The organism is Allopusillimonas soli (assembly GCF_004153445.1).
Lineage (GTDB): Bacteria > Pseudomonadota > Gammaproteobacteria > Burkholderiales > Burkholderiaceae_B > Allopusillimonas > Allopusillimonas soli.
Map to the genome: position 1 here is coordinate 966,337 of NZ_SDQC01000001.1, position 25,711 is coordinate 992,047.

A 25,711-nucleotide genomic window follows, 5' to 3' on the forward strand; every position below is an offset into this window, starting at 1 on the left:
AAAGTGTTGTGATAATCTTGGGCAGTGCTTTCTGCCATGTTTTTCAAGCACTTCCCTTCATTTGGGCCAGAAGTGTTTGCCATTGGCTGGATTCACGCGCAATGCGTGCGCGCACCTGCGCGGCATCCTGGAAAAAGGGATCGATACCCACACTTTGCAGACGTTCAACGGCCGCCGGATCCTGCACAGCGGCGGCAAGCGCATCAGCCAGTACAGACACGGTATTTGGTGCAATGCCTCTTGGCGCCATCACGGCAAGCCACGATGCACCCTGGAATCCGGTCAACCCCTGCGCGGACAACGGCTGCAGATCTGGCAGCAGGACTTGTGGCCGCGGCGAGGTAAGCCCCAGCGCCCTCAATGACCCCGCACGAATATGCGGCAATACGCCAGGAATTAACGCAACAATGCAATCTATATCGCCCGCGAGCAAATCCTTCACGGCGGGTGCCAGGCCCTTGTAAGGAACATGTTCGAGCTTCAGGCCGAAGTCTCGCTTCAGCCATTCCGCATATAAATGACCCGCCGTTCCATTGCCGCCTGACCCAGACATCATCACTGTCTTGCGAGCATGGCTGATGAAATCCCCTACCGAGCGGATTGGTGATTTCGAGTTCACCACCAATACGCTTGATAATTCTCCTACCATGCCGATTGGTTCCAGCGCTTGCGCAGAATAATCCCTGTTTCGATAGAAGGTCGGATTGACCGTCATGATGGAATCCAGCGCGAGCAGCAATTGATAGCCATCGGGTTGGGCACGCGATACTTCGGCGGCACCGATGCTCCCTCCTGCACCGGCCTTGTTGGTGATGACCACCGACTGTCCGAGCCTCGACGTCAAGGCCGATCCAATCGTGCGACCGGATATGTCCACCGGCCCCCCGGGCGTGAAAGGCACCACAAGAGTGATCGCACTCTGCGGGTAATGGCTCGCACCCCAAGAGAGGTGAGGAAGCGCAGCCCACGCGACCATACCGCCGGCAACAGTGAGCAGACGACGCCGTTTTTCATGCACACCAGCGCTATCAACCGCACAGTCATTCTTTTTGGCTTTGGCCATTTCTCGTCTCCCGCTTCCCGCCGAAGGTAACGTGTTATCTTGCGATGAATCGATGGTAAGACGAATACAACTTCGAGAGAAAATAGGGAAATCTGAACGCGCCTATAGGAAAAAATGATGACTGCAGGCTCCAGATTTACGCCATCTCTTTCAACATCCTTCTGAAACTTCCCCATGAAATCCTACGCCTTCCGCCTGCTCAACGTATTTGCCGACGCCACTTTCCATGGAAACCCCTTGTGTGTTTTCGAAGATGCCAATGGCTTGGACGAGGCCACCATGCAGGCCCTGGCGCTGCAGTTCAATCTGTCGGAAACCACATTTATCTTTCCTTCAGAGCAGGCGGCGGCGCGTGTGCGCATTTTCACCACTGGGTATGAAATGCCATTTGCCGGCCACCCAACATTGGGGACGGCGCACGTCGTTCGCGACCTGATGAATACGGGCGACCGGCTGACATTGGAATTCAAGGCGGGCATCGTGCCCGTTTGGGCCGAAGACGGCAGGTGGACCTTCACCGCGCCCCATGTCGGCATGCCGCGGGCGCGCGCCGAGCCGCTGCCGCAGACCGAGATGGCTGGCTTGCTGGGGCTGCGGCCCGATGATCTGGCCGGCGAGCCCATATGGGTCGATACAGGAGCGGACCAGCTGTTGATACCCGTGCGCACCGCCGAGGCAGTGCGCCGTGCGGCGCCCGACAGCACACGCCTGGATCGCTGGCCAGCGAGCAGCCTGGGGCGCAAAACGGCTTATGTGTTCGCACTCGACGCACCCACACGAGGAGAAGTGCTTTCCCGTTATTTTTTTACCAAACAGGGCGGCGGCGTCGAAGAGGATCCCGGTACGGGCTCCGCCTGCGCGAATCTGGGCGGCTGGCTGCTGCTCAATGCCCGTCCGCTTCCAGCCAGCTACCACGTCAGCCAGGGACAGGCTGTGGGACGCCCTTGCCAGCTGCATCTTCGCGTGAATGAAGCACAGGAAATTCAGGTAGGAGGCCGCGTCATCGAACTGGGCCGGGGCACGGTCAATCTGTAATCGCGCTCAGCAGCGCCGACCAGCGGCCGGCATGGCGCGCATTCAGCCTCAAGTCCGGGCCTATTGCCCGGGCATCCGTAAATGCAAACCGCCAGGCCTGCGCCAGATCCTGCAAGGCGGGCAGGCGCAACATATCCAGGCCAGGCCCAACAAGCATGGGAGCCATGTACAGCAGCAGCTCGTCCACACAGTCGGCCTGGAGCAAAGCACCGCTTAGGCGCGAGCCAGCCTCGACGTGTATCTCGTTAATATCGTGAGCCCCCATCCAGCGCATCATCGCCGCCAAATCCACTCTACCGCCACTGTCCGGCAGCTCCACAACCAGGGCATTGCGGTCCGCCAGGCGTGCCGCCTTCTCAGCATTGTGCGTGCATGTGAATATCCAGACGCGCGAGCCATCAAACAACCGCGCCTGCTCGTTCACCTCGAACCGCGTATCCACGACTGCCTTCACGGGCTGGCGTGGCGTACTGACCTCGCGTACTCCGAGATGGGGATCGTCAGCCAGCACGGTTCCCGAACCCGTCAACACCACACAGCTGCGGGCGCGCCAATGATGGCCATCCGCGCGCGCCGCGCTGCCGGTAATCCACTGTGATTGGCCATTCGACAAGGCAATGCGCCCGTCCAGGGAGGCAGCCAGCTTGAGCCATAGCCAAGGCGTGCCGCGCGCCATTCTCGCCACGAAACCCGGGTTCAATGCCAGGGATTCTTCTGCGAGAACACCTATGGCAACATCTATACCCGCTGCCCGCAAGCGGGCCACGCCGCGCCCTCCCACGAGGGGATTGGGATCATGCATGGCGATGACCACGCGCGAAGGCTTAGCTTCGATCAGCGCATCCACGCAGGGGGGCGTGCGACCATGGTGGCTGCATGGCTCCAGAGACACATAGACGGTGGCTCCCGCGATATCGATGCCACGCTCGCGAGCCTGGCGCAAAGCCATGACTTCCGCGTGCGGACCGCCCGCCTTCTGGGTTGCGCCCTCGGCCAGCAGCACGCCATCACGGACAATGACGCAGCCCACGCGCGGGTTGGGCGACGTGACGTAAAGCACGGTTTCGGCCAGCGCCAGTGCGCGGCGCATCCAGCGAATATCGGTGTCCCCTTCCAGGGGCGGCGCAGAATCGTTTAAAGGCTGCATAAGCGTGATTCTCCCCAGGCCGGATTGCAAGAGCCAACGACAGTCAGGCCGCGAGCAAGCAGCGGACCCGAGCGCGGCTTCGTCATCCGTGCGGCGCTACCGCGCCTGTGTGGCCTCGCCCGTTCAGTTGCGCGGACTGACCTGTATTTCGTCGATGGCTTTGACGAACTCTCCGATATCTTCAAAGCTTTTGTAAACCGAGGCAAAACGCACATATGCCACTTGATCGAGTTTCTTGAGTTCGGCCATGACCAATTCGCCGATGCGATCCGACTCCACTTCGCGCTGTCCGCTGACCAGTAGGCTTTCTTCTATGCGGTCGACAGCCGCATCGACCTGCTCGGTGCTGACCGGCCGCTTTCGCAGGGCCAGACTCAGACTGCCGCGCAGCTTGTGGACATCGAATTCCACGCGCGTACCGTTGCGTTTTACCACTGCCGGCATGACCAGCTCGGCTCGCTCGTAGGTCGTGAAGCGCCGATCACAGGCGGTGCAGCGGCGCCGCCTGCGGATGGTATCGCCTTCTTCGGAAACGCGCGAATCGATGACCTGCGTGTCGAAGCTGCTGCAAAACGGGCATTTCATGGCTGGCCAGCCCCCTGCCCCCTGCGACAGGGGCGTTTTTATCAGCGATAAACCGGAAGACGGGCAGTCAGCGCGTCGACCCGGGTGCGAACGGCGGCGATATTCGCTTCGTCGCGCGGATTATCGAGCACATCGGCGATGAGGTTGCCCGTGAGCTCGGCCTCGGCCTCCTTGAATCCGCGGGTTGTCATGGCAGGTGTTCCCAGGCGGACGCCGCTGGTGACAAACGGCTTCTCGGGATCGTTCGGTATGGCGTTCTTGTTGACCGTGATATGCGCCTGGCCGAGGACCGCCTCGGCTTCCTTGCCGGTAATACCCTTGGCGCGAAGATCAACCAGCATGACGTGGCTTTCAGTGCGACCAGACACGATGCGCAATCCGCGCTGAACCAATGTGCGTGCCAGCACATCGGCATTCTTCACAACCTGGGCGGCATATTGCTTGAACTCGGGCGCGAGGGCCTCCTTGAAGGCCACCGCCTTTGCGGCGATGACGTGCATGAGCGGACCGCCTTGAATGCCGGGAAAAATGGCGGAGTTGATCGCCTTCTCGAACTCGGCTTTCATCATGATGACGCCGCCGCGCGGACCGCGCAGGGACTTATGCGTAGTGGAGGTGACGAAATCGGCATGCGGCACCGGATTGGGATAGGCGCCGCCGGCCACCAGACCGGCATAGTGCGCGATGTCCACCATGAACAGCGCGCCATTTTCGTGCGCAATGCGCGCCATGCGCTCGAAATCGATGCGCAATGCATAGGCCGACGCTCCTCCAACGATCAGCTTCGGCTTATGTTCCTTCGTGAGCTTCTCGAGCTGGTCGTAATCGAGCTCTTCATTGGCATCCAGGCCGTATGACAGGAAGTTGTACAGCTTGCCCGATGCGTTGACGGGCGAGCCATGCGTAAGATGGCCCCCTTCTGCCAGGCTCATGCCAAGCACGGTATCACCCGGCTTGAGGACAGCCATGTATACCCCCTGATTGGCTTGCGAGCCCGAGTTCGGCTGCACATTGGCGGCTTCGGCGCCGAAAATCTGCTTCAGGCGGTCGATGGCCAACTGCTCCACAATATCGACGTACTCGCAGCCACCGTAATAGCGCTTGCCCGGATAGCCTTCGGCATATTTATTGGTGAGTTGTGTGCCCTGGGCTTGCATGACCGCCGGGCTGGTGTAGTTTTCGGAGGCAATCAGTTCGATGTGCTGCTCCTGGCGGACATTTTCTTTCTGGACGGCGGCCCAGACGTCGGGGTCGGCTTGATCAAGGGTGCGAGAACGGTCAAACATGCGGGGTTCCTGGAAGAAAAATAAGGCGGGACGTAGACAAAACAAGACATTTTAGCCCGAATGCCGGCGAAACCGCGCCAAATTGCGGACCTTTTCCGGTATCAGCGGCCCCGAAAAGACGCCGCCGCCATCCATAATGAAAAAGGCTCAAGCATTGCCTGAGCGCTTCTCATGCAGGGCGGCCCGGCCAGTGCCGGGCCTTGCCACGCACTATGCCTGCTTTCCGGCAATGCGGGGGTTCAGGCTGTAGATGCCTGTGATCGACGCCTGCCCCAGGATATGGCCCTGCATGGCCTTGATGGCATCTGCGCCAGTGAATTTGCCTTCGAAGGGCAGCTCCGGAATATCGAGGGCATAAACGGTGAATATGTAATGGTGTGGCAGGGAATCGTTCCAGGGCGGGCAAGGTCCATCGTAGCCGAAGTAATCGCCATTCATATCGCGGTCTGCCGCAAACCAATTGGTATAGTCGTTGACGCCCTGACGCGTGCCATCAAGAGCCAGGGGCCCGGCCTTGCCTCGAGGCGTTATGCCATCGGAATACGCGCCTTCCGCGATTTCGGTGTTGGAAGCCGGAATATCTATAAGCACCCAATGATAAAAATCGACGCGCGGCAGATCGCCTGGAATTTCGCGGCCCTCTTGATTGACGTCATCGGGCTTGCTGGGCACATCCGGATCGTGGCAGATGACGACGAAGGACTGCGTGCCGGCTGGAACGTCTGTCCAGGCCAGCTGCGGATTGACGTTGCCTGCCAGCGCCACATGAGCCTGCGGGTCTATCTTGCCAAAGGCGTAGCGCTCGGGCAGCGTTGCGTTGTCCGTAAAAGACTTGCTGGTCAGTTGCATAACGTACTCCTGAAGTAAGGGGTTCAACCAGTGAGCGTGATACGGGCGAATTTGCGTTTGCCCACCTGCACGACATACGTACCCACGGGCAGTTGGAGGGCCTTGTCCTCGATGCGGCCACCGTCGACGCGAACGCCCCCCTGCTCCACATTGCGCTGGGCCTCGGACCCAGAGGATGCCAACCCGGCCTGGCGCAGCACCTTGAGAATACCTAATGGCGCGCCCGGAAGCCGGATCTCTGGCATGTCGTCCGGGATGGCGCCGTCCCGGAAGCGGGCCTCGAAGGCAGCCAGCGCATCCTCGGCAGCCTTGCGGCTGTGAAATCGTTCGACAATCTCCTGGGCCAGCATGACCTTGGCGTCCCGCGGATTCATGCCCTCGCTCACCTGAGCCTGTAGTGCAACGATATCATTCATGGAGCGGAAAGACAGCAGTTCGTAATACTTCCACATAAGCGTATCCGAGATCGACATAAGTTTGCCGAACATGGACTCAGGCGCCTCCGTGATACCGATATAGTTGCCCTTGGACTTGGACATTTTGTCCACGCCATCGGTGCCCTCGAGCAAGGGCATGGTCAGAATGCACTGCGGCTCTTGCCCATATTCCTTCTGCAGCTCGCGCCCCACCAACAGGTTGAATTTCTGGTCGGTGCCACCGAGTTCAAGATCGGCCTTAAGCGCCACGGAATCGTATCCTTGCATAAGCGGATACAGGAATTCATGCACCGAAATGGGAATGCCTCCCTTGAAACGGCGTGTAAAGTCCTCGCGCTCCATCATGCGTGCCACTGTATAGCGGGACGCCAGCTGTATCATGCCGCGCGCGCCAAGGGGATCGCACCATTCGGAGTTGTAACGAATCTCGGTACGGGACGGATCCAGCACCAGGCTGGCCTGGGCATAATAGGTTTTTGCATTTTCATGGATCTGCTCGGCGGTGAGCGGGGGCCGGGTGGCATTGCGCCCGCTGGGATCACCGATCATGGAGGTGAAGTCCCCGATGAGGAAAATGACAGTGTGGCCCAGGTCCTGCAACTGGCGCATCTTGTTCAGGACGACGGTATGACCCAGATGGATGTCGGGCGCAGTGGGATCCAGCCCCAGTTTGATCCGCAGGGGTTTGCCCGTTTCACGACTGCGGGCCAATTTGCGGGCGAACTCTGCCTCGACGAGCAGCTCATCGCAACCGCGTCTGGCCACCTGCAGATCGCTCTCAACCTGGGGACTCATAGGGGCTTCGGTGGACGACATAGACAAGTTTGTAAAGAAAATGTGAAAAAAGTGCTCGAAAAACTGAACTGAATACGCTAGCATAGCGTGCAAGCGCAAAACCTGCAGGCAGTCGAACGCATCTCGTTGCGGCATCCGACGCCATCTTATCAGAGCGCATAGCTACAAAACACGGGTACAAGGTATTGTTCGGCGGCACCGGCCAGCTGCCAAGGTCCGGTCGTATCCGCTTTTTTTCAACGCGCAATTTCCAGGTACTAGTTTTTATGTTCGAAAAAGGGAAAACCGGAACTCCCTCTTATCGCGAGATTACTCGCGCGCACCGCCCTCACCACTTTTTTCGCAATGGCCTCGTACTGATCGCCCTGGGCCTGTTTGCCACCGCCGCCGCACTGGCGGTCGTCAAGCCGCCCGAACCTCCCGCGCTTTACCAGGCCACACAAACCCTTCTGCTTCCCGCCCCCCAACCGCTTGCCAGCGGCACATCCGAACAGCCCTACATCAGCGAAACCGAGATCCGGCGCGGCGACACGCTCGCCGCGTTGCTGCAGCGCCTGCAAATCGACGAGCCGGGGCTGCAGTCTTTCCTTGTTCGCAACAAGAACGCTCGCGCTATCTATAAGCTGTACCCCGGGCGCACCGTGCAGGCTGCGCTCGACGCCGACGGTCGCATGGTATGGCTGCGATACAACCACGGCGACGGAGAAAAGGACGGCAAATATCTCGCCCGCTGGCTGGAAATCCGCCCCGACAACGGCGGCTATGTCGCCGAAGAGCGTAGCGAGGTCGCCGCCACCCAGGTCCACGTGGCCGAGGGTCAGATAAACAGCTCCCTGTTCGGCGCCACGGATGCTGCCGGCATCCCGGACTCGGTCACCATGCAGATGACCGATATTCTTGGAAGCAAGGTCGATTTCCTTCGCGACCTGCGCCGCGGCGACCGCTTCCGTGTGGTGTACGAATCTTATGCCTACCAAGGCCAGGAAGTTGGCGCAGGCCGCATCCTGGCCTTGGAGTTCGAAAACAAGGACAAGGTCTACGAAGCGGTTTGGTTCGCGCCTGACGGCGGCAACGGCAGTTACTACGACTTCAACGGCCACAGCCTCAAAGGCGCCTTTCTGCGCAATGCCATCAAGTTCACACGCATCAGCTCCACATTCGGAATGCGCAAGCACCCCATTCGCGGAAGCTGGCGCCAGCACAAAGGGGTGGACTACGCGGCACCCACCGGCACACCCATTCACGCCACGGCAGACGGGGTTGTATCCTTTATTGGCAAGCAGCGCGGCTACGGCAATGTCATCGTCCTCAAGCATTGGGGCGACTACAGCACGCTTTACGGCCATCAAAGCCGGTTCGCCAAGGGCTTGCGCAAGGGCGACAAGGTTTCCCAGGGCGATATCATTGGCTATGTGGGCGCCACAGGATGGGCCACCGGGCCACATCTGCATTATGAATTCCGCATAGACGGCAAACAGGTCGACCCATTGTCCGTCGATCTGCCCGTCGCTCGGACGCTCGATCCACATCAGATGCAGGCCTTCGAAACCATGGTTGCCCGCTATCGAGACCATATCGACCTGGTGGCGCGTGGCGACAGCGAAACCACCAGGCTGGCCAGCCGCTGACGGCGGGCCAGTCAGCCCAGCAGGCGTGACAATGTCGTATTACATCGGTCTCATGTCGGGAACCAGCACCGACGGGGTCGACGGTGTGCTGGCCGATTTTTCCAGGCCAATGCAGCCACACGTGCTATCCAGCGTTTCATTGCCCATGTCGCCGTCCCTGCGGACGGCGTTCCTATCCCTGAATGATCCCGGCGACAATGAACTCGACCGCGCCGCGCGCGCGGGGCTGCAATTGGCGGCATTGTACGCGCAAGCCTGCGCGGCGCTGATGCAGCGGGCCGGCATTGACGCCCAGCGTGTTCGCGCCATTGGCGCACACGGACAAACCGTGCGCCACGATCCGGCTGCAGGGTATACCATCCAGATCAACGCACCCGCTCACTTGGCCGAGCGCACCGGCGTGGACGTCATTGCCGATTTTCGTTCGCGCGACATCGCCGCTGGCGGGCAGGGTGCCCCGCTGGTACCCGCGTTTCATCAGGCGCTGTTCGGCGCACAGGCACCCTGCGTAGTCCTGAATCTGGGCGGCATCGCCAACGCTACCCTCCTTGACGCCGATGCGCAGCATCCCGTACGCGGATTCGATACCGGGCCAGCCAATGTGTTGCTCGATGCGTGGATCACCGAAAAAAAAGGGCTGCCATTTGACGCCGACGGCGCCTGGGCCCGCACAGGCACATCCAGCCCCGCCCTTCTGGCCCATCTGCTTGCCTCCGAGCCCTGGCTTAGTTTGCCGCCACCCAAATCCACAGGGCGAGATATGTTCAATAGCGCCTGGCTGCACAATCAGTTGCAGGCGTTCGGCAGCCAAGGCCTGTCAGATGCCGACATCCAGGCCACATTGGTCGATTTCACCGCGCATAGCGCCGCCCAGGCGATTCTCGCACAAGCGCCGGCAACACAAGAGGTGCTGGTATGCGGCGGCGGGGCAAAAAACCCCTGCCTTATGGCAGCGCTTCACAAGGCGATGAATTGCGCGGTCCGCCCTACTTCAGAGGTGGGCGTGCCAGTGGAATGGGTGGAAGCCCTGGCATTCGCCTGGCTGGCCTGGGCGCATGACGAAGGCCTGCCAGCCGGCCTGCCGGCCGTGACCGGCGCGGCCCATGCCACAATACTGGGATGCCGCTATCCTGGCATGGCTGAGCGCCGGAAGTGAATCAGGGCGTGAATGAAGAACCGCAGCCACAAGTGGACGTGGCGTTGGGGTTGCGGATAACAAACTGCGCACCGTCCAGATCATCTTTGTAGTCGATTTCCGCACCGACCAGATACTGGAAGCTCATGGGGTCTACCAGCAACTGAACGCCTTCCTTGTCGATGGTGGTATCGTCGTCGTTGACGGTTTCATCGAAAGTAAAACCGTATTGGAAGCCGGAACAGCCGCCTCCTTGCACAAAAACGCGCAGCTTGAGCTCGGGATTGCCCTCTTCATCCAGCAACTCTTTGACCTTGGCAGCCGCTGCGTCGGTGAAGATGAGCGGAGAGGGAGGCGCCTGAAGGTCGGCGGATTCAATAAGCGTGCTCGTGGTCATGGGGTACTCCGTCGCGGCGCAAAGTGCTGCGCCATGCATATGAAACTACTATAACACTACGGTGTGGGAGCGGGGTCCAGCTTGATGCTACGCGATACCCGCAGGGTATCCCCCTCCAGCACGTTCAGCGTGACACTTTCGGGCGTGAAGCCGTCAGGCACCGCCAAAAGTCCCGCACTGCGCTGAAACTCGTCGAAATGCAGTGTGAACGCGTCCGTGTCGTCTTCGGCAGGCTCATCCTTGGCATCGGAATCGACCGCTTGGTTCTGGGGGGCGCCTTGCGCGGGCAATAGCACCGCACTGGCGGGTTTTCCGTCCCGCGACCCCTTGGCAACAAACTGAATGCGCCCCTGAAATGTGGGTGCCTGCAGGGCATTTCGCATGAACAACGCCCTGTAGCTCAGGTTTGCGCCCTGCCATTCCATTGTGAGGGCCCGCACACTGACGGCGCCCGCTGGTCCTGGAGGAAAAAGCTGATGAAAGAAAGCCAATTTTTCGTTGGCTTGCCCCAGATCGGCCTGAACGCGAGTCAGGGTTGTTTCCAGGCCCTTGCGCGTGCTTTCCTCGACCATGAGATTGCCGGTGAGTGCGTCGACACGGGCTTGGGATTCGGCCAATTGGGCACGTGCGCTGACCAGATCCCCTTCCAATTGCTGTTTCAAGGCATCGTAGCGGCTAAGTGCCTGCGCCTTGAACCAGTAACGTCCACCTGCAGCGCCTAGTGCCAGGCCCAGGATCAGAGCCAAAACAGCCAGCCACAGGCCGGCGCCGCGCCGGCCTGTGGCGGTATCGATTTGCTTGCTTGTCATGAAAACATAGACCCGAGGCCCCTTGTTCGGTTCCCCTTGGCATGCGTCCAAACGGCACAAGCCCCCGGCATGCCGGGGGCCCTGCTGTCTTGACAGGCCAATACAGGCCAGACAGGCGGATCAGCGTTTGCTGAACTGCTTACGGCGACGCGCCTTGTGGAAGCCGACCTTCTTGCGCTCGACCTCGCGGGCATCGCGCGTGACATAGCCAGCTTGTTTCAGCGATGACTTGAGCGACTCGTCGTAATCGATGAGCGCGCGGGTGATGCCGTGACGAACCGCACCAGCCTGGCCGCTCTCGCCGCCGCCGTGCACGTTGACATGGAAGTCGAACGATTCGAGATGATTTGTAAGCACCAGAGGCTGGCGAACGACCATGCGGCCGGTTTCGCGGGCGAAGTACTCGTCAACGGGCTTGCCATTGATGACAATGTTGCCCGATCCTTTTTTGAGGAACACGCGAGCCACCGACGTCTTGCGGCGGCCAGTTCCATAATTCCAGTTACCGATCATGACCTGTCCTTAGAAATCCAGCGGCTTGGGTTGCTGAGCCGTATGCGGATGCTCCGCGCCGGCGTATATCTTCAGCTTCTTGGCCATGGCGTAACCCAGAGGCCCCTTGGGGAGCATGCCCTTGACGGCTTTCTGGATGGCACGGCCGGGAAAACGCTCCTGCATCTTCCGGAAGTTGGTTTCCGTGATACCGCCCGGGTAAGTGGAGTGGCGGAAGTACTTTTTGTCTTCGCGCTTATTGCCCGTAACGACGATTTCCGAGGCGTTGATAATGACGATGTAATCGCCGGTATCAACGTGGGGCGTGAATTCTGGTTTGTGCTTGCCACGCAGGCGGCGTGCGACTTCGCTGGCCACACGGCCCAGGACTTTGCCCTTGGCGTCGATCACGTACCAGTCACGCTTGACTTCATGCGGCTTGGCCACAAAGGTCTTCATGATGGGTCCTAAATATAAAAATTTGAAGGTTTCCCGGCGCTACTAACCTGTCTAGGCATTGTTCGTTGCCCGTACAAACATCCGGAAAAGTCGATCATAATAACATATTGGTGGAAATTTTCCATTGCGACCGCACTATTTCCCCGGGAAGGCCGGCCCCAGCATCATGGAACTGCGACATCTGCGTTATTTCCGTGTCCTCGCCGACACGCTGAACTTCACCCGTGCGGCGGAGAAGCTGTATATCACCCAATCGACCCTGTCCCATCAGATCAAGCAGTTGGAGGACGAAATTGGCACGCCGCTGTTCAGGCGCGAGGGTAAATCCATTTCCCTGACCCATGCCGGCCAGTACCTGCTGGAAGGCGCAAACAGGGCGGTCGAGGGCATAGATGATACGATCAGAGGCATCCGCTCGCTGGCGCAGCCCCTGACCGGCACGCTCAGCATAGGATCCACGCACACATTCTCAGTGAAAGCGCTGGGCCAGTACTTGGTGCCGTTTGTGAAGGAGTTTCCCCTCGTCCGGCTGGACCTCCAGGAGCTCTCCGCCCACGACATCGAGGCTGGCCTCCTGGACGAACGGCTGGACATCGGCATCGCCTACACACCAGCCAGCCATGAAGGTTTGTGGTCCGAGCCGCTGTTCACAGAGGCCCTGGTACTTGTCGTCAGCAAGCTACATGCGCTGGCGTCGCGAAAACGCGTCCGAATGGTGGAGCTGCACAACCAGCCGCTGATCCTGCTGTCAAAAGGCTACGCCACGCGCAAGATGCTGGATGGACACTTTCGCAAGGCGCGCATCGAACCGCTGATCGTCGCGGAGGCCAACACCGTCGGACCCATCCTCAGTCTCATCCGCCACCACCCCGTGGCGGCCATTCTCTCCGAACGGGCCATCCCCGACGAAGCGGGTCTCCATAAAATCATTCTCCAGGACCCCGCCCCCACCCGCACGGCCGCCCTTCTGTGGAAGAAGAACAGGCATTATCCAAAGATCGCCCTGGAATTCGCCAGACTGGTCAAGGAAAACCGCTGAACCGGCGCGATGGCTTGCCTTAGCACCCTGGCGAGCCCAGGCAATCAACACGGCTCAGCCACGTCCGCCGCTTCCCCGGCCGCCACTGCCCGCTTTGGCCAGACCGGCCAGTATTTGATCACGCTGCTCATCGAGTAGTGGAGGCGGCTCCACCTCGCGCATACGCTCGCCATCGAAGGAAATCGGGCAGCGCACCGTTCTGAAGGTGCCCATGGTTGCGTGCTCACCCGTCACTGTCAGGCCCAGATGCAGTGCCTGGGGATCCCGCAGCGCCTCGCTCGCATCGTACATGGGCGAATAAGGCACATCCTGCTCCTCCAGCGCCCGGCACCAATAGGTGCGGTCGTGCTTCCTGAAGATCCCGCCAAGAATCTCGATCAAGTCTTCCTGGTGCTCAATACGGCCGCTCCGGTCGGCAAACCGGGGGTCCTCCAGCAGCGCAGGCTGCGCTATGGCGCGTGCCAGGCCATCCCAGAATTTAAGGGGGGAGGACATATGCAATGCGATCCATTTCTCGTCGGCGCATTCAAAGACATAGGACTGCGACACGCGCGGCCTGCTGTACGGGCCCATGACTTCGCCCATAGAGTAAAAGTGCGTGAAGGCATCGAGGTTGAAATGACACATGGCTTCCAGCATGGATACCTCGACCTTGTGGCCATGACCGCTTCGTGAGCGTTCGAGCAGTGCGCCCATTATTCCCTGCGCCGCATACATACCTGTAATGGCATCGGCCAGGGCCGGGCCGGTCACCCTGGGGTTGCCGGGATTGACCAGAAGCTGCAGCAGCCCGCTGGCCGCCTGGGCCACGGAATCGTATGCCGGCCGATGCGCGGCCGGACCGGTGGAACCGAAACCGCTGATGGCGCAGTAAATCAGGCGCGGATTGATCTGACGCAGCCGGTCGGCGCCCGCATTGAGCCTGTCCGCGGCGCCCGGCCGGAAATTCTGGATATAAACATCCGCCGCCTCGATAAGCGCGTCGAAGGTTGCCAAGTCGGCGGGATCCCGCGTATCGAGCGCGATGCTCTGTTTATTCCGGTTGTAGGTCTGGAAATGCGGGCTGTACAGGCCATTCTTGAATGCGCGGAACGGGTCTCCCTTGCCCGGCTGTTCGACCTTGATCACCTCTGCGCCCAAGTCCGCCAGCAACATACCCGTTGCGGGCCCTGTTATGAAGGTGCCCTGATCAATGACCTTGATTCCATCCAGTACTTTTATCATCCCTGCTCCACCACTTCTGATGTCATTGCCCGTCGTAACGAATGCCCTGCGCCGCCAGATGGGACATGACGAAGCCTATGGGGCGGGAGGCTTCTTCGTTCAGATGCGCAATAAGGCTGGCCGTGCGCGCCAATATGGGAATACCCTTGAGCGCGGCTAGAGGAAAGCCGACATCCAGGGCGACGGCTGGAATGGCGCCCGACACATTGATAGGCAGCGCACGCCCGACGGCATCTGCCATGCACTGCTCCAGGGTATGCAGCATGCGGCAATGATCGCCATAGGCCTGCCGCGCGCCAGCCAGCTCCAGCAAGGTGGCTGCGCGCGGGTCGCCCGCGGAATGTTGAGGATGGCCGAAGCCCGGGATCGACCTGCCCTCCGCCTTCATGCCGGCCAGCGCTTCGGCTGCGACACGCTCGAATGGCTGTCCGGTCTCCTGCGCCGTGCCCACCAACGCATGCAGAAGCCGTCCGCAAGCCTCGGCGCTGCCGAGCACCACGGAACCGCAGCCCAGCAATCCAGCCGCCACTGCGCCCTGCAGCGCTTCGGGTGCAGCCACGTATGTCATGCGTGCAGCCTGTACGCTGGGCACCAGGCCATGTTCGGCAATGGACAGCAATAGCGCATCCAGAAAATAGCGCTGCAATTCAGAGGGCGGCGCGCCGGTGAGCATGAAATAGAAGTAGTCGGTAAAGCTCATCTTGCCGATGAGGTCGGCACAAAGATCCTTGCCCCGGACCGTTATCGACGCCGCGTCCGAAGTGGAGATGGCGGTAAACGGCTGATCCTGCTTTCCTATTCTCATGTTGTGCACCTATGTGATACCTGTTGCATGCGCGATGTTCCCGCGTGGATGGAACCCGTAGGCGGGCGCCCACCCTTCGCGGTTCGTGTCAGTCGATGCGGGCGTCCGCGGCGTTGATGACGCCAGCCCATTTCTTGATCTCGTCGTTGACGAAAGCGGACAATTGGTCTTCTGGAAGCGGCCCCCCTTCCAGGCCTTGCTTCTTCAGGGCCGATGTCACGGCGGGATCATGCACCGCCTTGTTCGATGCCTCCAGCAATCTGCGGCGCACGTCGTCCGGAAGATTGGCTGGTGCGGCCAGCATGTACCAGGCAGTGAGATCAAAATCCTTGTATCCCGACTCGGAGATGGTGGGCACGTCCGGCGCCAGCGATGATCGCTTGCTGGAGCTTGCTGCTAAGGCTCGCAGTTCGCCGGCCTTGACGTGCGGCATCACGACCACCGGGTGATAGAACATGAACGACACCTGACCGCTCATCGTATCCGTCAGCGCTTGGGCGCCCTGCTTGTAGGGAACATGCAGCATGGACACGCCGGCCATTTCCTTGAGCAACTCTCCGGCCAGATGCCCCGATGTGCCATTGCCGGCCGAGGCGAAGGCAATCTTGTCGGGCCGCTGTTTCGCATCATCGATAAGCGCTGCCAGGGAGGTGTAGGGGGATGCCTTCCCAACCACCAGCAGGGTGGGTGTGTAGCCGGGCATGGCGAGATAGGTGAAATCGGTGACCGGATCGTAGGGCAAGGAACTGTAGAGTCCCTTGTTGATCGCGAATGTGCCGACTGTGCCGAAACCCAGGGTATAGCCGTCGGGTTCAGCCTTGGCGACCATATCGATCCCAATGGCACCACCGGCTCCCGGTTTGTTCTCGACCACGACTGGCTGGCCCAGCTTCTTGGCCAGGCTGTCGGCAATAAGCCGTGCTGTGGTGTCTGTGGACGTGCCTGGCCCGAAGGGGACGACCATGCGAATGGGCTTGTCAGGGAACGCGCCGGATGCGGGTCCCGCAATGACGCTCGCAGCCAGGAAGGCTGCAGCCAAGGATAGTTTCATTGTCTCTCTCCTGTCTTGGTGTTGTATTGCCACGCATTCTACGCAGCCTAAATCACATATAAAAATGATTAATAACAATCAAAACAATCGATGTCATCGATTGAAAAATATCATCGCGATCATATCGGCGGGAGAGCTTGAATGGAAAAAGGGCCGCCACGCGCTGCATGGCGGCCCTTCAGGGCACATTGGCAGGATTTCGCCACGCCGGGGCGCGGCGCGCTGCGTCTTATTTCTTGCGGTTCGCCAAGGCTATGCCCAGGTAGTTGTCGTAAGAGCCTTCGGCCACACGGAACCAGGGCACAACGCTGTCTCGGAACGACATATAGTTGTCGTGAATCTTCTTGAAGTTGGGATCCTTGTCGCAGAAGTCTTTATAGACCTCGTTGGCGGTCTTGAAGGACGCATCCATGACGTCGCGAGGGAAAGCCTTGAGCACGGCGCCGCCGGCAATGAGCCGACGCAGCGCGGCCGGGTTGTGTGCATCGTAGTCGGATACCATGCGCGAACCAGCAGCGCGGGATGCCGTGTCAATAAGCGACTGATAGGCGCTGGGCAGTTCGTTATAGGCGGCATCGTTCACGTACAGGGAGACCTGTGCGGAACCTTCCCACCAGCCCGGATAATAGTAGTACTTGGCCACTTTCTGGAAGCCGAGTTTTTCATCGTCGACGGGGCCCACGAACTCGACCGCATCCAGCGTGCCTTTCTCCAGCGAGGGATAAATATCGCCCGGAGGGATTTGCTGTGGCACGACGCCCATGCGCGACAGTACCTCGCCCGCAAAACCCGCCGTACGCATCTTGAGGCCCTTGAGGTCGTCAATGGATTTGATTTCCTTGCGATACCAGCCCCCCATTTGGGTACCTGTATTGCCCAGCGGGAAGTTGATGATATGGCGGGGCGCGAACAGCTCACGCATGAGCTTCAGGCCATCACCCTCGTACATCCAGGCGTTCATCTGGCGGGTATTCAGGCCGAATGGCACGGCGGTATCGAAGCAGAAGGAAGGATCCTTGCCGTAATAATAATAGGAGGCGGTCTGGCCTGCTTCAACAGTGCGGTTGCTGACCGCATCCATGACGCCATAGCCCGGCACGATCTCGCCGGCGGGATACAGGCGTATGGAGAAGTTGCCGCCGCTCGCTTCATTCACCATCTTGCAGAAGGTATCCGCCGTATTGTAGAGCGGCGGCAACGACGGCGAATACGTCGTGGTCATCTTCCAGTTGATCTTAGGGTTGCTCTGTGCAAACACAGGCGTGGCCAATGTCGTGCCCGCGACGGCGCCCAGACTGGCCTTTTTGAGGAATGAACGGCGCTGCATGAAATGCTCTCCTTTGGATTTGAGTGTTTTATACAGTGGGTCACACTGCCACCGCGAATATTACACCCTGTATCAGTTCCTGTAAGCCTGAACAGGGCATGGGACGTGCTTTACAGCCCCGCTATGGCCATTTGGCCGATCAGGATGGAGCCTGTGGTCTTGGCGCCGCGCGTGATCTCGTCAGCGCCCACCGCAACGATCTGACGGAACATATCGGCCAGGTTTCCCGCAATGGTGATTTCCTGCACAGCGTGGCGAATTTCGCCTTTCTCGACCCAATAGCCGAATGCGCCCCTGGAATAATCTCCCGTGACATAGTTGACGCCCTGTCCGATGAGTTCGGTCACCAGGAGGCCCGTGTCGAGCTTGCGCAACATGGCGCGGAAGTCGTCATCGGGGTGTGCAAGACGCGATGCGAGGCGTAGATTGTGCGAGCCCCCCGCATTGCCCGTGGTGCGCATGCCGAGCTTGCGCGCGGTGTAGCTGGACAGAAAATAGCCCTGCAGCACACCCGCGGACACGACGTCGCGCGCCGCCGTGCGCACGCCTTCGCTATCGAAGCATGAGCTGCCCATACCGCCGGGCACATGAGGATCTTCGAAGATATCGATATGATCCGCCATGACCGGCTTGCCCAGGGCATCGACCAGAAAGCTGGCCTTGCGATAGAGGGCGCCGCCGCTGCAGGCCTGGACCAGGGCGCCCAGCAGCCCAACGGCAAGCGGCGCCTCGAAGAGGACCGGAAAGCGCCCGGTTTTGATGCGTCTCGCAGACAGGCGCGCCAGTGTGCGCTCGGCCGCATAGCGGCCCAGGGCCTGCGGATCAGCAAGCCGGGCGGCATCCCGCGCAGCGCTGTACCAGTAGTCGCGCTGCATGCCATTGCCCTTTCCGGCAATAGGCGCCACGGACAAGCCGTGCCGTGAATAGGGATACCCTCCCATGAAGCCCCGGGTATTGCCCAGCACAAAATGGCCTTCGTAGGTATCCACCGAGGCGCCGTCGGTATTGGTAATGAGCGGGCTCAGATCGTGCGCCGCCCGCTCGGCGCGAATAGCCAGGGCAGCCGCTTTTTCCGCGTCGATCTTCCATGGGTGATGCAGCGCCAGATCGGTCTGGCTATCCTGGATGCCGGCAAGATCCTCAGCATCGGGCAGGCCGGCGGCTGGATCTTCCGCCGTGTAACGGGCGATATGCCAGGCGGCTTCGACCGTTTCGCGCAGGGCCTTGGGGGAAAAATCGGATGTCGAGGCGGAGCCGCGGCGCTTGCCGGCAAAGACGGTGAGATCCAGAGAGCGGTCCTGGGTTTGCTCCACGGTTTCGGTGTCGCCGTTTCGCACCGACACCGACAGGCCCCGGCTTTCCGATACTTCCGCCGCCGCGTCGGAGGCGCCGAGCGATCTGGCGTGAGCCAGCGCGTCGGAGACAAGTTCCCGAAAGAGCGCCTGGTTCTGAGTGATAGGCAAGGAAGAAGAGGTTGAATCGTTCATTGAGATGATCTGGACGGCCTCGAGAGGAATCGAAGGCAAAAAAGGGTAGGACGATGGCGCGTGCGGCGGGCCCGGAACTGGCCGCCACGGCGCGCACGACCGGACAGACGGTTATCATAGCTAATTCGCCGACATAATTTTTGCTTTCATGACGTCAGATACCATCGATGTGCACCCTGGTGCTGATCCGGACGGCCAGCCAGGCACCGCACCGGCCAGCGCGGAGAGCGCCAACGAGCGCCCAAGCAAGTCCCAGGTTAAACGCGAAATGCACGCACTGCAGCAGCTGGGCAAGGAACTCGTCGACCTGGCGGCCACGCAACTTCGCCAACTGCCGCTTCCGGATCGACTGTATGAAGCCATCCTGCTGGCACAACGCACGACAAGCCGCGAAGGCCGCAGGCGCCAGATCCATTATGTGGGCAAGCTGATGCGCGACGTGGATGCGCCAGCCATCCGAGCACAGCTGGACACATGGAAATACGGATCCCGCCAGCAGACCGCTTCCATGCATCGCCTGGAAGCGCTACGCGACCAGTTGCTGAAGGACGACGAGGCGCTCACGCCGTTCCTGCGCGCACACCCGGGCACGGATGTGCAGGCGCTGCGCACCATCATACGGGAAGCGCGCAAGGAAGCCGCGGCAAATGCAGGCCTGCCGCCTGGCCGCGAGCCGAAACGCAAACATTACCGGGCGCTTTTCCAGGCGCTCAAGTCATTGGAAGGAAACAGTTCATGAGCGCCACGCCGCCGCTTGAGTGCATAGAGATCGAAACAGGCCCCAACCCACAGCGCGCCGTGATATGGCTGCACGGCCTGGGCGCCGATGGCAATGATTTCGCGCCGCTGGTTCCCGAACTGAAGCTGGACGGACTGCCGGACATCCGGTTCATCTTTCCCCACGCGCCCATGCGTCCGGTCACAATCAACCAAGGCATGGTCATGCGTGCCTGGTACGACATTCTGGCGTTCGATCTGGTGCGGCGCGAGGACGAAGCCGGCCTGCGCGCCTCGCAGCAACAAGTGCAAGCCTTGCTTAAACGGGAAAACGACCGCGGCATTGCTTACGAGCACATGGTACTCGCGGGCTTTTCCCAAGGCTGCGCCATTGCCCTGCAAACCGGCCTGAGACTGGAATCGACCCTGGCGGGGCTCATCGGGCTGTCGGGCTATCTGCCGCTGGCCGACCTCACCCCTGCGGAACGCAGCCAGGCAAATCAGGACACAGCTATTTTCCTGGCGCACGGCGTCATGGATCCAGTTGTGGCGCTGAACCGCGCCGAGGCATCGAGAGCCGCACTGACCGCCATGGGATACAAGGTGGCATGGCACACCTACCCCATGCCCCACTCGGTGTGCCTGGAAGAGGTGATGGATATTTCCGCGTTCCTGCGCCGCGTTCTCGCCTGAGATCCAGCATCGCGCCAGACAGTTGGCGCGCCGCCACCCTGGGTATAAAAAACGCAAGCCGCAAGCCCGCGGACCGCAGCGAATCCGGCCGCCCAAGCGGGCCGAGCGCCTGCTCAGTGCTGCCGGGTATCGCCCAGATCCAGCCATACGCGGCGCATAGTGGGATCCTCGCTATCAACGTCGTTGCGGAAGCCCAGATGCGCCATCAAGCTCAACATGGGGCGGTTGGTGGCCAGTACGACACCATCTATATAGGCCAGACCCTGTTCCCGGGCTGCCTCGATCAGGGCTCGCATCAGTTGTGCGCCCAGGCCATGGCGCTGCCAGGCGTCGCCGATGACGAGCGCATACTCGGCGCCGCGGCCATCGGCGTTACGCAGGTAGTGCGCAAAACCGATGATCTCCTCGCGGGGATGCCCACGGTGCTCGGGATTGGGTACGAGCACCGTGGCAACCAGCGCAAGCTCACGGTCGTAATCGATGCGCGTATATCGTTCCAGCATGCGCGGCGTGAGCTCGCGCAGCATGGATACGAAGCGCATGTATCGGGACTCGTCCGAAAGGCCGCGTATGAAAGTCTGCAGAATCTCCGCGTCCTCTGGCCGGATGGGCCTGAGCAGCCAGGGCTGTCCGTTCTTGAATGCCTTGGCCTGCACAAGACGCCGCGGATAAGGGTGAATGGCCATGTGCCGGTAGCCCGAATGCTCGGGCAGCACAAGCATGGGCGAACGAGACAGCGCTCCCCGCACCCCCAGGGCGAGCAGATGCGTATCGTCGGAAATCAATGGGTCTATGGTTAGTGAAAGCAGGTCGGGCACATCGGATACCAGTCCCGAAATATGCTCCAGCGATTCCAACAATATTTCATACACGGCGGGCTGCAGGCGGCGCGACAAAGCCTTGCGCCAGAGCGTGCTGCGCTGCACGAGCTGGCGCGCCAGATAGCGGTTCAGCGGCGGCAGCTCGAGAGTGCGGTTAGACTCGGACAGCAGCGCATCCTGCCCGCCCGATCCGAATGTAATATACGGGCCGAACTTGTCGTCGCGACGCACCCGGATGGCCATGGGCAGATCTTCATCATCAATATCACGGCCTCGCGCGTCCGCTGCCGAGATGTGAATCAGCGGGACATGAAAACAGGAGAGCAGGCGTACACACTCCTCCCGGGACAGCGCCAGCCGGCCCGCCTCGCGCACTTCGCGCACGAGGGCGCGCGCCTCTTCCAGGCGCGGAGGCTTGCCTAACGGCTCCGGCGGAAGTGTCTGCTGCGCGAGCGTCTGGTTATAGTGATAGGCACCCAGGATGCCAAACGCATTGGCGGCGGACTCCGGTGTGCGGAAGGCAGGCGTGCCAACGGCGTCGAGCATGTGACGCAGGGGCCGCATGGTAGCGTCCCCCATGAAGCACGTAACGATGGGCTTGCGCGCGGCGGGCGCTATATCGGCCAGCTCTCTTGCGACGGCCTCCAGATCGGAAAGCGGGTCGGGCGACAACAATACCAATACGCCGTCCACGCCCGCGTCGGCCACAAGCACATCAATGACCTGACGCACCCGGACCGGTGTGAGGTTCGTATAGGTCAGCACAGGATTGCCTACGCGCCCCGTCTGCGTGAGTATTTGGCCCAGCGCCTTGAGGGTGGCCGACGATAGCGCCGCGGGCACCACCGAGCCGCCATCTCCCATGACATCAAGCGCCAATTGAGGGGCTCCGCCGCCATTCGAGAAGAGCGCGATGCGCCTGCCACGAGGGCGCTGCGCATATCCCAGAACCTTGATCGCCGAAAAAAGCTGGACAAAGTAGCGGATGCGTACGGCACCCGCTCGCCTGAGCAGCGCATTGAAGGCGGCATCCTCTGTCGTGTGCGCGTCGGCGGCATGACCCGCCTTGAGCACGACCACGGGTTTGATGCTGGCGGCGGCCCGCAACGCGCTGCCGAAATCGCGCGAGGAGCTCGCCTCTTCGAGATATAAAGCAATACTGTTCGTGCGTGCGTCCAGCGCCAGGTAGTCCAGGACCTGGGCCAGATCCAGGCCGGCCTCGTCGCCCAGCGACACCACTGCGGAGAAGCCCATGTTGATATCCTGCGCCCAGTCGAGCACCGCCGAGGCGATGGAGCGCGACTGGGCCACCAGCGCTACCCTGCCACCCAGCGCCATGCGCGGCAGCTGACTCAGGTTCAAGCCCAGATGAGGCCTCTGCACACCCAGGCTGTGCGGGCCCAGCACCAGGCAGTCGTTCAGCCTGCCCCACGCGCGGCAGTAGATCATGTCCTCCAGCGGATCCGCCGGCGCCTGAACGTGCGGCAGCAGTACCACACAGCGTGGGCGCAAGGGCTTGAGCACGGCCAGAGCCTCGGGCAACCGCTCAGGCGGCACGCACAGCAAGGCCTGGTCGAGCCGCTCGTCCTCGGGCAGCCCAGGCATGGGCGGAAGCGCTATCGGCTGGCCAGGCGCCACATTGGCATGTGCATGGCTGCCGGCCAGCCACCGTGGAGGATCGTCGTCCAGCGGCAACGTCCTATCCGCCACGACCATGACGGTTCGAGGCTCGAAAAGGGCGGCCAAGCGGTGTCGAAGCATAGGCGTATGTCCAGGAATTCCTGCGGGATTCTATCCGTAATCTAAAATAGCACTATTGCATTCATCAATAGCGGTCTGTTGTCCACGCACCGCCTGTCTCCCCAAGCCTGAAATTTCACATGAGCACGCCCGCATCTTCCGCCGTACGCACCCGTTTCGCCCCATCGCCCACCGGCTATCTTCATCTCGGAGGCGCCCGCACCGCCCTGTTCTGCTGGGCATTTGCCCGGCACCACAACGGCGTGTTTGTGCTGCGCATCGAAGACACCGACCTGGCACGGTCGACGCCCGAAGCAGTGCAGGCCATTCTGGACGGGATGGCGTGGCTGGGCATGCAGCCGGACGAAGGCCCGTTTTACCAGATGCAGCGCATGGATCGCTATCGCGAGGTCATCGCGCAGATGCTGGAGGCCGGCACGGCCTATCATTGCTATAGTTCGCCCGAAGATGTCGAAGTCATGCGAGCCAAAGCGCGCGCCGAGGGCCGCAAGCCCCGCTACGACGGCACCTGGCGCCCGGAGCCGGGCAAGACGCTGCCGCCGGTGCCCGAGGGCCGCAAGCCCGTGGTGCGCTTCCGCAATCCGCAAGAAGGCGCCACCGGCTGGCACGACATCATCAAAGGCCCCATCACCATTGACAACGCCGAACTGGACGATCTCGTCATTGCCCGTCCCGACGGCACGCCTACCTACAACTTCTGCGTGGTGGTGGACGACTGGGACATGGGCATCACTCACGTCATTCGCGGCGACGACCACGTGAACAACACACCGCGCCAGATCAACATCCTGCGTGCGCTGGGCGCCACCATTCCCGAATATGGGCATCTGCCCATGATACTGGGTCCCGACGGGGAAAAGCTGTCCAAACGCCATGGCGCCGTCAGCATCATGGAGTACGACACGGCCGGCTACCTCCCCGAAGCCATGGTCAACTACCTTGCCCGCCTCGGGTGGAGCCACGGCAACGACGAGCTCTTCACGCGCGAGCAACTGGTGCAGTGGTTCGATACCCACAGCCTGACCAAATCAGCCGCACAGTGGGACCCAAAGAAGCTGAATTGGGTCAATGCCCACTACATCAAACAGGCAGACAATACCGACCTGGCCCAGCGCGTAGCGGCCCGCATCCAATCATTGGGAGGCGACCCGCAGGCGGTGGACCTTGCTGCCGTCATGGGGCTGCTCAAGGATCGCGCCGAAACCCTGAACGATCTCGCCGAAGGCGCAATGCTGTTCTGCGGGCCTTACACCTGCGCCGACCCGGATCTGCTTGCCACCCATGTGGACGACGCCGCGCGCGGCCTGCTGGCGGACTTTGCCGCGAAGGCCGCGGCACTGGCGGAATGGGATACCGAGTCTCTCGATGCCCTGATCAAGACGCTGCTGCAGGAGCATGGCGTCAAGATGCCGAAGCTGGGCATACCGCTGCGCCTGGTGGTCACCGGACGCAAGCAGACGCCTTCCATTGGCGCAGTCCTTGCGATTCTAGGCCGCGAACGCGTACTTGAACGTCTCGCCGCGGCCTGAGCCCTGCCCTTTGCTTTTTACAGCCCGCTCCAGGCCTGCGAGAGGGCCCGGCTGACGGGCGGTGCGCGCATACTGATCAGAACGGCAGCCGATAGCCCGGCGACATGCGGCGCGCGTTGATTTCCGTACCGTCTTCCGAGCGCAAAACCAGCCTGTCTCCGCTTGCGGACATCACAGTATAGCGATTGGTGTAGATCGGATCTTTCTGGTTGACGGGCGCGCCGTTCGATTCGAGCGTGCGTAGCTCAAGTGTGCTGCCGGCACGAGACCAGCAGCCGGTTTCCGATAAGCCCTGCGATGGTTTTCCCGAACGCTTGAGCTGTTCGGTATAGGCCAGCGTGCCGTCGGGGTTCAGTGTGTACAGCGTACGCAGTTCTCCGCGTACGCCTTTCTGTCTGTGGATGCTTAGCCAGTTGCCCGTAACGTTGTCATGGGCGGCAGGCGCCTTGCAGGCCGGCGGCGCCGGCGGTTGGGCGGGTGCCGGTTTGCGCGGCGCAGTGCAGCCAGCCGCAAGGACCGCCGTGATCAGGCTGGCCCCAACGACGCGCCAGCGCATGGTAGTGTCTTGCATAGATGCCTTCCTTGCAAAAACGCAGGCGTCCCACGGCGACGCCTACGGGTTGAATCGTACCATCTACAACGGCAGCTTCACATCATGCTTGATCTCGCGCAAGGCGACAATTGTGCGAGTCTGCCGCACGCCAGGCAGATTGAACAGGAATCGGTGCAGGAAGCGGTCGTATGCTTCCGGGCTGGGTACCAGAACCTTGAGCAGATAATCAGCGTCGCCCGTAACCGCGTAGCACTCCAGAATCTCGGGCGCATCGCGCACAGAGCGCTCAAAGTTCTCGACCATTTCGCTTGAGTGCCGCTCGAGGCTGATCTGCGTGAACATGCATCCCTGCAGCCCCGCCTTGCTCCGGTCTACCTGCGCGTAATAGCCAAGGATGACGCCTGCGGCTTCCATGGCCTTGACGCGCCGCCATACGGGCGCCGCCGAGAGGCCCACCTCATCGGATATCTGCTGCGCCGAGGCGCGACCATCTTCTTGCAGATGTTTCAAGATTTTTATATCAGTTTGATCCATTTTCCTCCCTAAACGAAATGAATATTTCGTTTGTAAGGGATTTTACGCGATGA

At 60.9% G+C, this 25,711-nt stretch carries 25 protein-coding genes; 7 read left to right on the forward strand and 18 right to left on the reverse strand.

Annotation, left to right across the window (positions count from 1 at the left end):
• Positions 1–43: 43 nt before the first annotated feature.
• Positions 44–1,063 carry a Bug family tripartite tricarboxylate transporter substrate binding protein gene (locus ERD78_RS04540; RefSeq protein ID WP_129968038.1) on the reverse strand — a complete coding sequence of 340 codons (1,020 nt, stop codon included), beginning with the start codon at positions 1,061–1,063 and terminating at the stop codon, positions 44–46.
• 174 nt (positions 1,064–1,237) lie between these two features.
• Between ERD78_RS04540 and ERD78_RS04545 the strand changes: the two genes are divergently transcribed.
• Positions 1,238–2,098: a PhzF family phenazine biosynthesis protein gene (locus ERD78_RS04545; RefSeq protein ID WP_129968039.1), complete on the forward strand. Its 861-nt coding sequence runs from the start codon at positions 1,238–1,240 to the stop codon at positions 2,096–2,098.
• Here the strand turns inward: ERD78_RS04545 and ribD are convergent.
• The 5 genes from ribD to tyrS form a co-directional block, all read right to left on the reverse strand.
• A complete protein-coding gene (gene ribD, locus ERD78_RS04550) occupies positions 2,088–3,245 on the reverse strand; it encodes a bifunctional diaminohydroxyphosphoribosylaminopyrimidine deaminase/5-amino-6-(5-phosphoribosylamino)uracil reductase RibD (protein WP_245152325.1) in 1,158 nt (385 codons plus the stop codon). The two genes, ERD78_RS04545 and ribD, sit on opposite strands and share 11 nt — an antisense overlap.
• Before the next feature lie 123 nt (positions 3,246–3,368).
• On the reverse strand, positions 3,369–3,830 hold the full coding sequence (gene nrdR, locus ERD78_RS04555) for a transcriptional regulator NrdR (RefSeq protein WP_129968040.1): 462 nt from the start codon (positions 3,828–3,830) through the stop codon (positions 3,369–3,371).
• Positions 3,831–3,871: 41 nt separating this feature from the next.
• Positions 3,872–5,116: a serine hydroxymethyltransferase gene (gene glyA, locus ERD78_RS04560; RefSeq protein WP_129968041.1), complete on the reverse strand. Its 1,245-nt coding sequence runs from the start codon at positions 5,114–5,116 to the stop codon at positions 3,872–3,874.
• A 210-nt stretch (positions 5,117–5,326) separates the two neighbouring features.
• Complete coding sequence (locus tag ERD78_RS04565) at positions 5,327–5,965, reverse strand: YbhB/YbcL family Raf kinase inhibitor-like protein (RefSeq protein ID WP_129968042.1); 639 nt, start codon at positions 5,963–5,965, stop codon at positions 5,327–5,329.
• A gap of 23 nt (positions 5,966–5,988) precedes the next feature.
• A complete protein-coding gene (tyrS, locus tag ERD78_RS04570) occupies positions 5,989–7,218 on the reverse strand; it encodes a tyrosine--tRNA ligase (protein ID WP_129968043.1) in 1,230 nt (409 codons plus the stop codon).
• A 245-nt stretch (positions 7,219–7,463) separates the two neighbouring features.
• On the opposite strand from tyrS, the gene ERD78_RS04575 reads away from it, so the two are divergent.
• Together ERD78_RS04575 and ERD78_RS04580 are read left to right on the forward strand one after the other, a co-directional pair.
• Positions 7,464–8,825 (forward strand): M23 family metallopeptidase, encoded by a 1,362-nt coding sequence (locus ERD78_RS04575; RefSeq protein ID WP_129968044.1) that lies wholly within the window; start codon positions 7,464–7,466, stop codon positions 8,823–8,825.
• A gap of 31 nt (positions 8,826–8,856) precedes the next feature.
• On the forward strand, positions 8,857–9,981 hold the full coding sequence (locus ERD78_RS04580; RefSeq protein ID WP_129968045.1) for an anhydro-N-acetylmuramic acid kinase: 1,125 nt from the start codon (positions 8,857–8,859) through the stop codon (positions 9,979–9,981).
• A gap of 1 nt (position 9,982) precedes the next feature.
• On the opposite strand, the gene erpA is transcribed toward ERD78_RS04580, so the two are convergent.
• From erpA to rplM, 4 genes are all read right to left on the reverse strand, one after another.
• Complete coding sequence (gene erpA, locus ERD78_RS04585; RefSeq protein WP_129968046.1) at positions 9,983–10,357, reverse strand: iron-sulfur cluster insertion protein ErpA; 375 nt, start codon at positions 10,355–10,357, stop codon at positions 9,983–9,985.
• 56 nt (positions 10,358–10,413) lie between these two features.
• Positions 10,414–11,166: a DUF6776 family protein gene (locus tag ERD78_RS04590; protein ID WP_129968047.1), complete on the reverse strand. Its 753-nt coding sequence runs from the start codon at positions 11,164–11,166 to the stop codon at positions 10,414–10,416.
• A gap of 120 nt (positions 11,167–11,286) precedes the next feature.
• The gene (gene rpsI / locus ERD78_RS04595; RefSeq protein ID WP_129968048.1) at positions 11,287–11,679 is read right to left on the reverse strand and encodes a 30S ribosomal protein S9; all 393 of its coding nucleotides are present in this window, start codon (positions 11,677–11,679) and stop codon (positions 11,287–11,289) included.
• Positions 11,680–11,688: 9 nt separating this feature from the next.
• Entirely contained in the window at positions 11,689–12,117 is a 429-nt protein-coding gene (rplM, locus tag ERD78_RS04600) for a 50S ribosomal protein L13 (protein ID WP_129968049.1), read from the reverse strand.
• A gap of 166 nt (positions 12,118–12,283) precedes the next feature.
• On the opposite strand from rplM, the gene ERD78_RS04605 reads away from it, so the two are divergent.
• Positions 12,284–13,156 carry a LysR substrate-binding domain-containing protein gene (locus tag ERD78_RS04605; RefSeq protein WP_129968050.1) on the forward strand — a complete coding sequence of 291 codons (873 nt, stop codon included), beginning with the start codon at positions 12,284–12,286 and terminating at the stop codon, positions 13,154–13,156.
• A gap of 54 nt (positions 13,157–13,210) precedes the next feature.
• Here the strand turns inward: ERD78_RS04605 and ERD78_RS04610 are convergent, their stop codons facing one another.
• The 5 genes from ERD78_RS04610 to pmbA all read right to left on the reverse strand — a co-directional run bounded on the left by ERD78_RS04610 (position 13,211) and on the right by pmbA (position 19,050).
• Entirely contained in the window at positions 13,211–14,380 is a 1,170-nt protein-coding gene (locus ERD78_RS04610) for a CaiB/BaiF CoA transferase family protein (protein ID WP_129968051.1), read from the reverse strand.
• A 22-nt stretch (positions 14,381–14,402) separates the two neighbouring features.
• Entirely contained in the window at positions 14,403–15,185 is a 783-nt protein-coding gene (locus ERD78_RS04615) for a citryl-CoA lyase (RefSeq protein WP_129968052.1), read from the reverse strand.
• Between the two features lie 88 nt (positions 15,186–15,273).
• Positions 15,274–16,236: a Bug family tripartite tricarboxylate transporter substrate binding protein gene (locus tag ERD78_RS04620; protein WP_129968053.1), complete on the reverse strand. Its 963-nt coding sequence runs from the start codon at positions 16,234–16,236 to the stop codon at positions 15,274–15,276.
• Positions 16,237–16,465: 229 nt separating this feature from the next.
• Entirely contained in the window at positions 16,466–17,563 is a 1,098-nt protein-coding gene (locus ERD78_RS04625) for a TRAP transporter substrate-binding protein (RefSeq protein WP_129968054.1), read from the reverse strand.
• Between the two features lie 110 nt (positions 17,564–17,673).
• Positions 17,674–19,050, reverse strand: a complete 1,377-nt coding sequence (gene pmbA, locus ERD78_RS04630) for a metalloprotease PmbA (RefSeq protein ID WP_129968055.1) — start codon at positions 19,048–19,050, stop codon at positions 17,674–17,676.
• A 148-nt stretch (positions 19,051–19,198) separates the two neighbouring features.
• On the opposite strand from pmbA, the gene yjgA reads away from it, so the two are divergent.
• The gene (gene yjgA / locus ERD78_RS04635) at positions 19,199–19,789 is read left to right on the forward strand and encodes a ribosome biogenesis factor YjgA (RefSeq protein ID WP_129968056.1); all 591 of its coding nucleotides are present in this window, start codon (positions 19,199–19,201) and stop codon (positions 19,787–19,789) included.
• Positions 19,786–20,460, forward strand: coding sequence for an alpha/beta hydrolase (locus tag ERD78_RS04640; protein WP_129968057.1), 675 nt, complete (start codon positions 19,786–19,788; stop codon positions 20,458–20,460). The genes yjgA and ERD78_RS04640 overlap by 4 nt, the downstream gene beginning before the upstream one ends.
• 113 nt (positions 20,461–20,573) lie before the next feature.
• Here ERD78_RS04640 and ERD78_RS04645 read toward each other — a convergent pair whose 3' ends face one another.
• Positions 20,574–23,042 carry a bifunctional acetate--CoA ligase family protein/GNAT family N-acetyltransferase gene (locus tag ERD78_RS04645; protein WP_129968058.1) on the reverse strand — a complete coding sequence of 823 codons (2,469 nt, stop codon included), beginning with the start codon at positions 23,040–23,042 and terminating at the stop codon, positions 20,574–20,576.
• Positions 23,043–23,161: 119 nt separating this feature from the next.
• Here ERD78_RS04645 and gltX point away from each other — a divergent pair, with 119 nt between their 5' ends.
• The gene (gene gltX, locus ERD78_RS04650; RefSeq protein WP_129968059.1) at positions 23,162–24,571 is read left to right on the forward strand and encodes a glutamate--tRNA ligase; all 1,410 of its coding nucleotides are present in this window, start codon (positions 23,162–23,164) and stop codon (positions 24,569–24,571) included.
• Between the two features lie 76 nt (positions 24,572–24,647).
• Here gltX and ERD78_RS04655 read toward each other — a convergent pair whose 3' ends face one another.
• Complete coding sequence (locus ERD78_RS04655) at positions 24,648–25,142, reverse strand: hypothetical protein (RefSeq protein WP_129968060.1); 495 nt, start codon at positions 25,140–25,142, stop codon at positions 24,648–24,650.
• Positions 25,143–25,205: 63 nt separating this feature from the next.
• Complete coding sequence (locus tag ERD78_RS04660; protein WP_129968061.1) at positions 25,206–25,658, reverse strand: Lrp/AsnC family transcriptional regulator; 453 nt, start codon at positions 25,656–25,658, stop codon at positions 25,206–25,208.
• Between the last annotated feature and the right edge of the window lie 53 nt (positions 25,659–25,711).

What these genes read in the sequence shown, in the direction of transcription:
- ERD78_RS04575 (WP_129968044.1), top strand. Translation starts at nt 7,464, where the DNA reads ATGTTCGAAAAAGGGAAAACCGGAACTCCCTCTTATCGCGAGATTACT.
- ERD78_RS04615 (WP_129968052.1), bottom strand. Translation starts at nt 15,185, where the DNA reads ATGAGAATAGGAAAGCAGGATCAGCCGTTTACCGCCATCTCCACTTCG.
- rpsI (WP_129968048.1), bottom strand. Translation starts at nt 11,679, where the DNA reads ATGATCGGTAACTGGAATTATGGAACTGGCCGCCGCAAGACGTCGGTG.
- ERD78_RS04565 (WP_129968042.1), bottom strand. Translation starts at nt 5,965, where the DNA reads ATGCAACTGACCAGCAAGTCTTTTACGGACAACGCAACGCTGCCCGAG.
- ERD78_RS04620 (WP_129968053.1), bottom strand. Translation starts at nt 16,236, where the DNA reads ATGAAACTATCCTTGGCTGCAGCCTTCCTGGCTGCGAGCGTCATTGCG.
- ERD78_RS04540 (WP_129968038.1), bottom strand. Translation starts at nt 1,063, where the DNA reads ATGGCCAAAGCCAAAAAGAATGACTGTGCGGTTGATAGCGCTGGTGTG.
- nrdR (WP_129968040.1), bottom strand. Translation starts at nt 3,830, where the DNA reads ATGAAATGCCCGTTTTGCAGCAGCTTCGACACGCAGGTCATCGATTCG.
- erpA (WP_129968046.1), bottom strand. Translation starts at nt 10,357, where the DNA reads ATGACCACGAGCACGCTTATTGAATCCGCCGACCTTCAGGCGCCTCCC.
- ribD (WP_245152325.1), bottom strand. Translation starts at nt 3,245, where the DNA reads ATGCAGCCTTTAAACGATTCTGCGCCGCCCCTGGAAGGGGACACCGAT.
- glyA (WP_129968041.1), bottom strand. Translation starts at nt 5,116, where the DNA reads ATGTTTGACCGTTCTCGCACCCTTGATCAAGCCGACCCCGACGTCTGG.
- ERD78_RS04640 (WP_129968057.1), top strand. Translation starts at nt 19,786, where the DNA reads ATGAGCGCCACGCCGCCGCTTGAGTGCATAGAGATCGAAACAGGCCCC.
- ERD78_RS04580 (WP_129968045.1), top strand. Translation starts at nt 8,857, where the DNA reads ATGTCGTATTACATCGGTCTCATGTCGGGAACCAGCACCGACGGGGTC.
- pmbA (WP_129968055.1), bottom strand. Translation starts at nt 19,050, where the DNA reads ATGAACGATTCAACCTCTTCTTCCTTGCCTATCACTCAGAACCAGGCG.
- ERD78_RS04645 (WP_129968058.1), bottom strand. Translation starts at nt 23,042, where the DNA reads ATGCTTCGACACCGCTTGGCCGCCCTTTTCGAGCCTCGAACCGTCATG.
- yjgA (WP_129968056.1), top strand. Translation starts at nt 19,199, where the DNA reads ATGACGTCAGATACCATCGATGTGCACCCTGGTGCTGATCCGGACGGC.
- tyrS (WP_129968043.1), bottom strand. Translation starts at nt 7,218, where the DNA reads ATGTCGTCCACCGAAGCCCCTATGAGTCCCCAGGTTGAGAGCGATCTG.
- ERD78_RS04545 (WP_129968039.1), top strand. Translation starts at nt 1,238, where the DNA reads ATGAAATCCTACGCCTTCCGCCTGCTCAACGTATTTGCCGACGCCACT.
- ERD78_RS04610 (WP_129968051.1), bottom strand. Translation starts at nt 14,380, where the DNA reads ATGATAAAAGTACTGGATGGAATCAAGGTCATTGATCAGGGCACCTTC.
- ERD78_RS04660 (WP_129968061.1), bottom strand. Translation starts at nt 25,658, where the DNA reads ATGGATCAAACTGATATAAAAATCTTGAAACATCTGCAAGAAGATGGT.
- ERD78_RS04625 (WP_129968054.1), bottom strand. Translation starts at nt 17,563, where the DNA reads ATGCAGCGCCGTTCATTCCTCAAAAAGGCCAGTCTGGGCGCCGTCGCG.
- ERD78_RS04590 (WP_129968047.1), bottom strand. Translation starts at nt 11,166, where the DNA reads ATGACAAGCAAGCAAATCGATACCGCCACAGGCCGGCGCGGCGCCGGC.
- rplM (WP_129968049.1), bottom strand. Translation starts at nt 12,117, where the DNA reads ATGAAGACCTTTGTGGCCAAGCCGCATGAAGTCAAGCGTGACTGGTAC.
- ERD78_RS04655 (WP_129968060.1), bottom strand. Translation starts at nt 25,142, where the DNA reads ATGCAAGACACTACCATGCGCTGGCGCGTCGTTGGGGCCAGCCTGATC.
- ERD78_RS04605 (WP_129968050.1), top strand. Translation starts at nt 12,284, where the DNA reads ATGGAACTGCGACATCTGCGTTATTTCCGTGTCCTCGCCGACACGCTG.
- gltX (WP_129968059.1), top strand. Translation starts at nt 23,162, where the DNA reads ATGAGCACGCCCGCATCTTCCGCCGTACGCACCCGTTTCGCCCCATCG.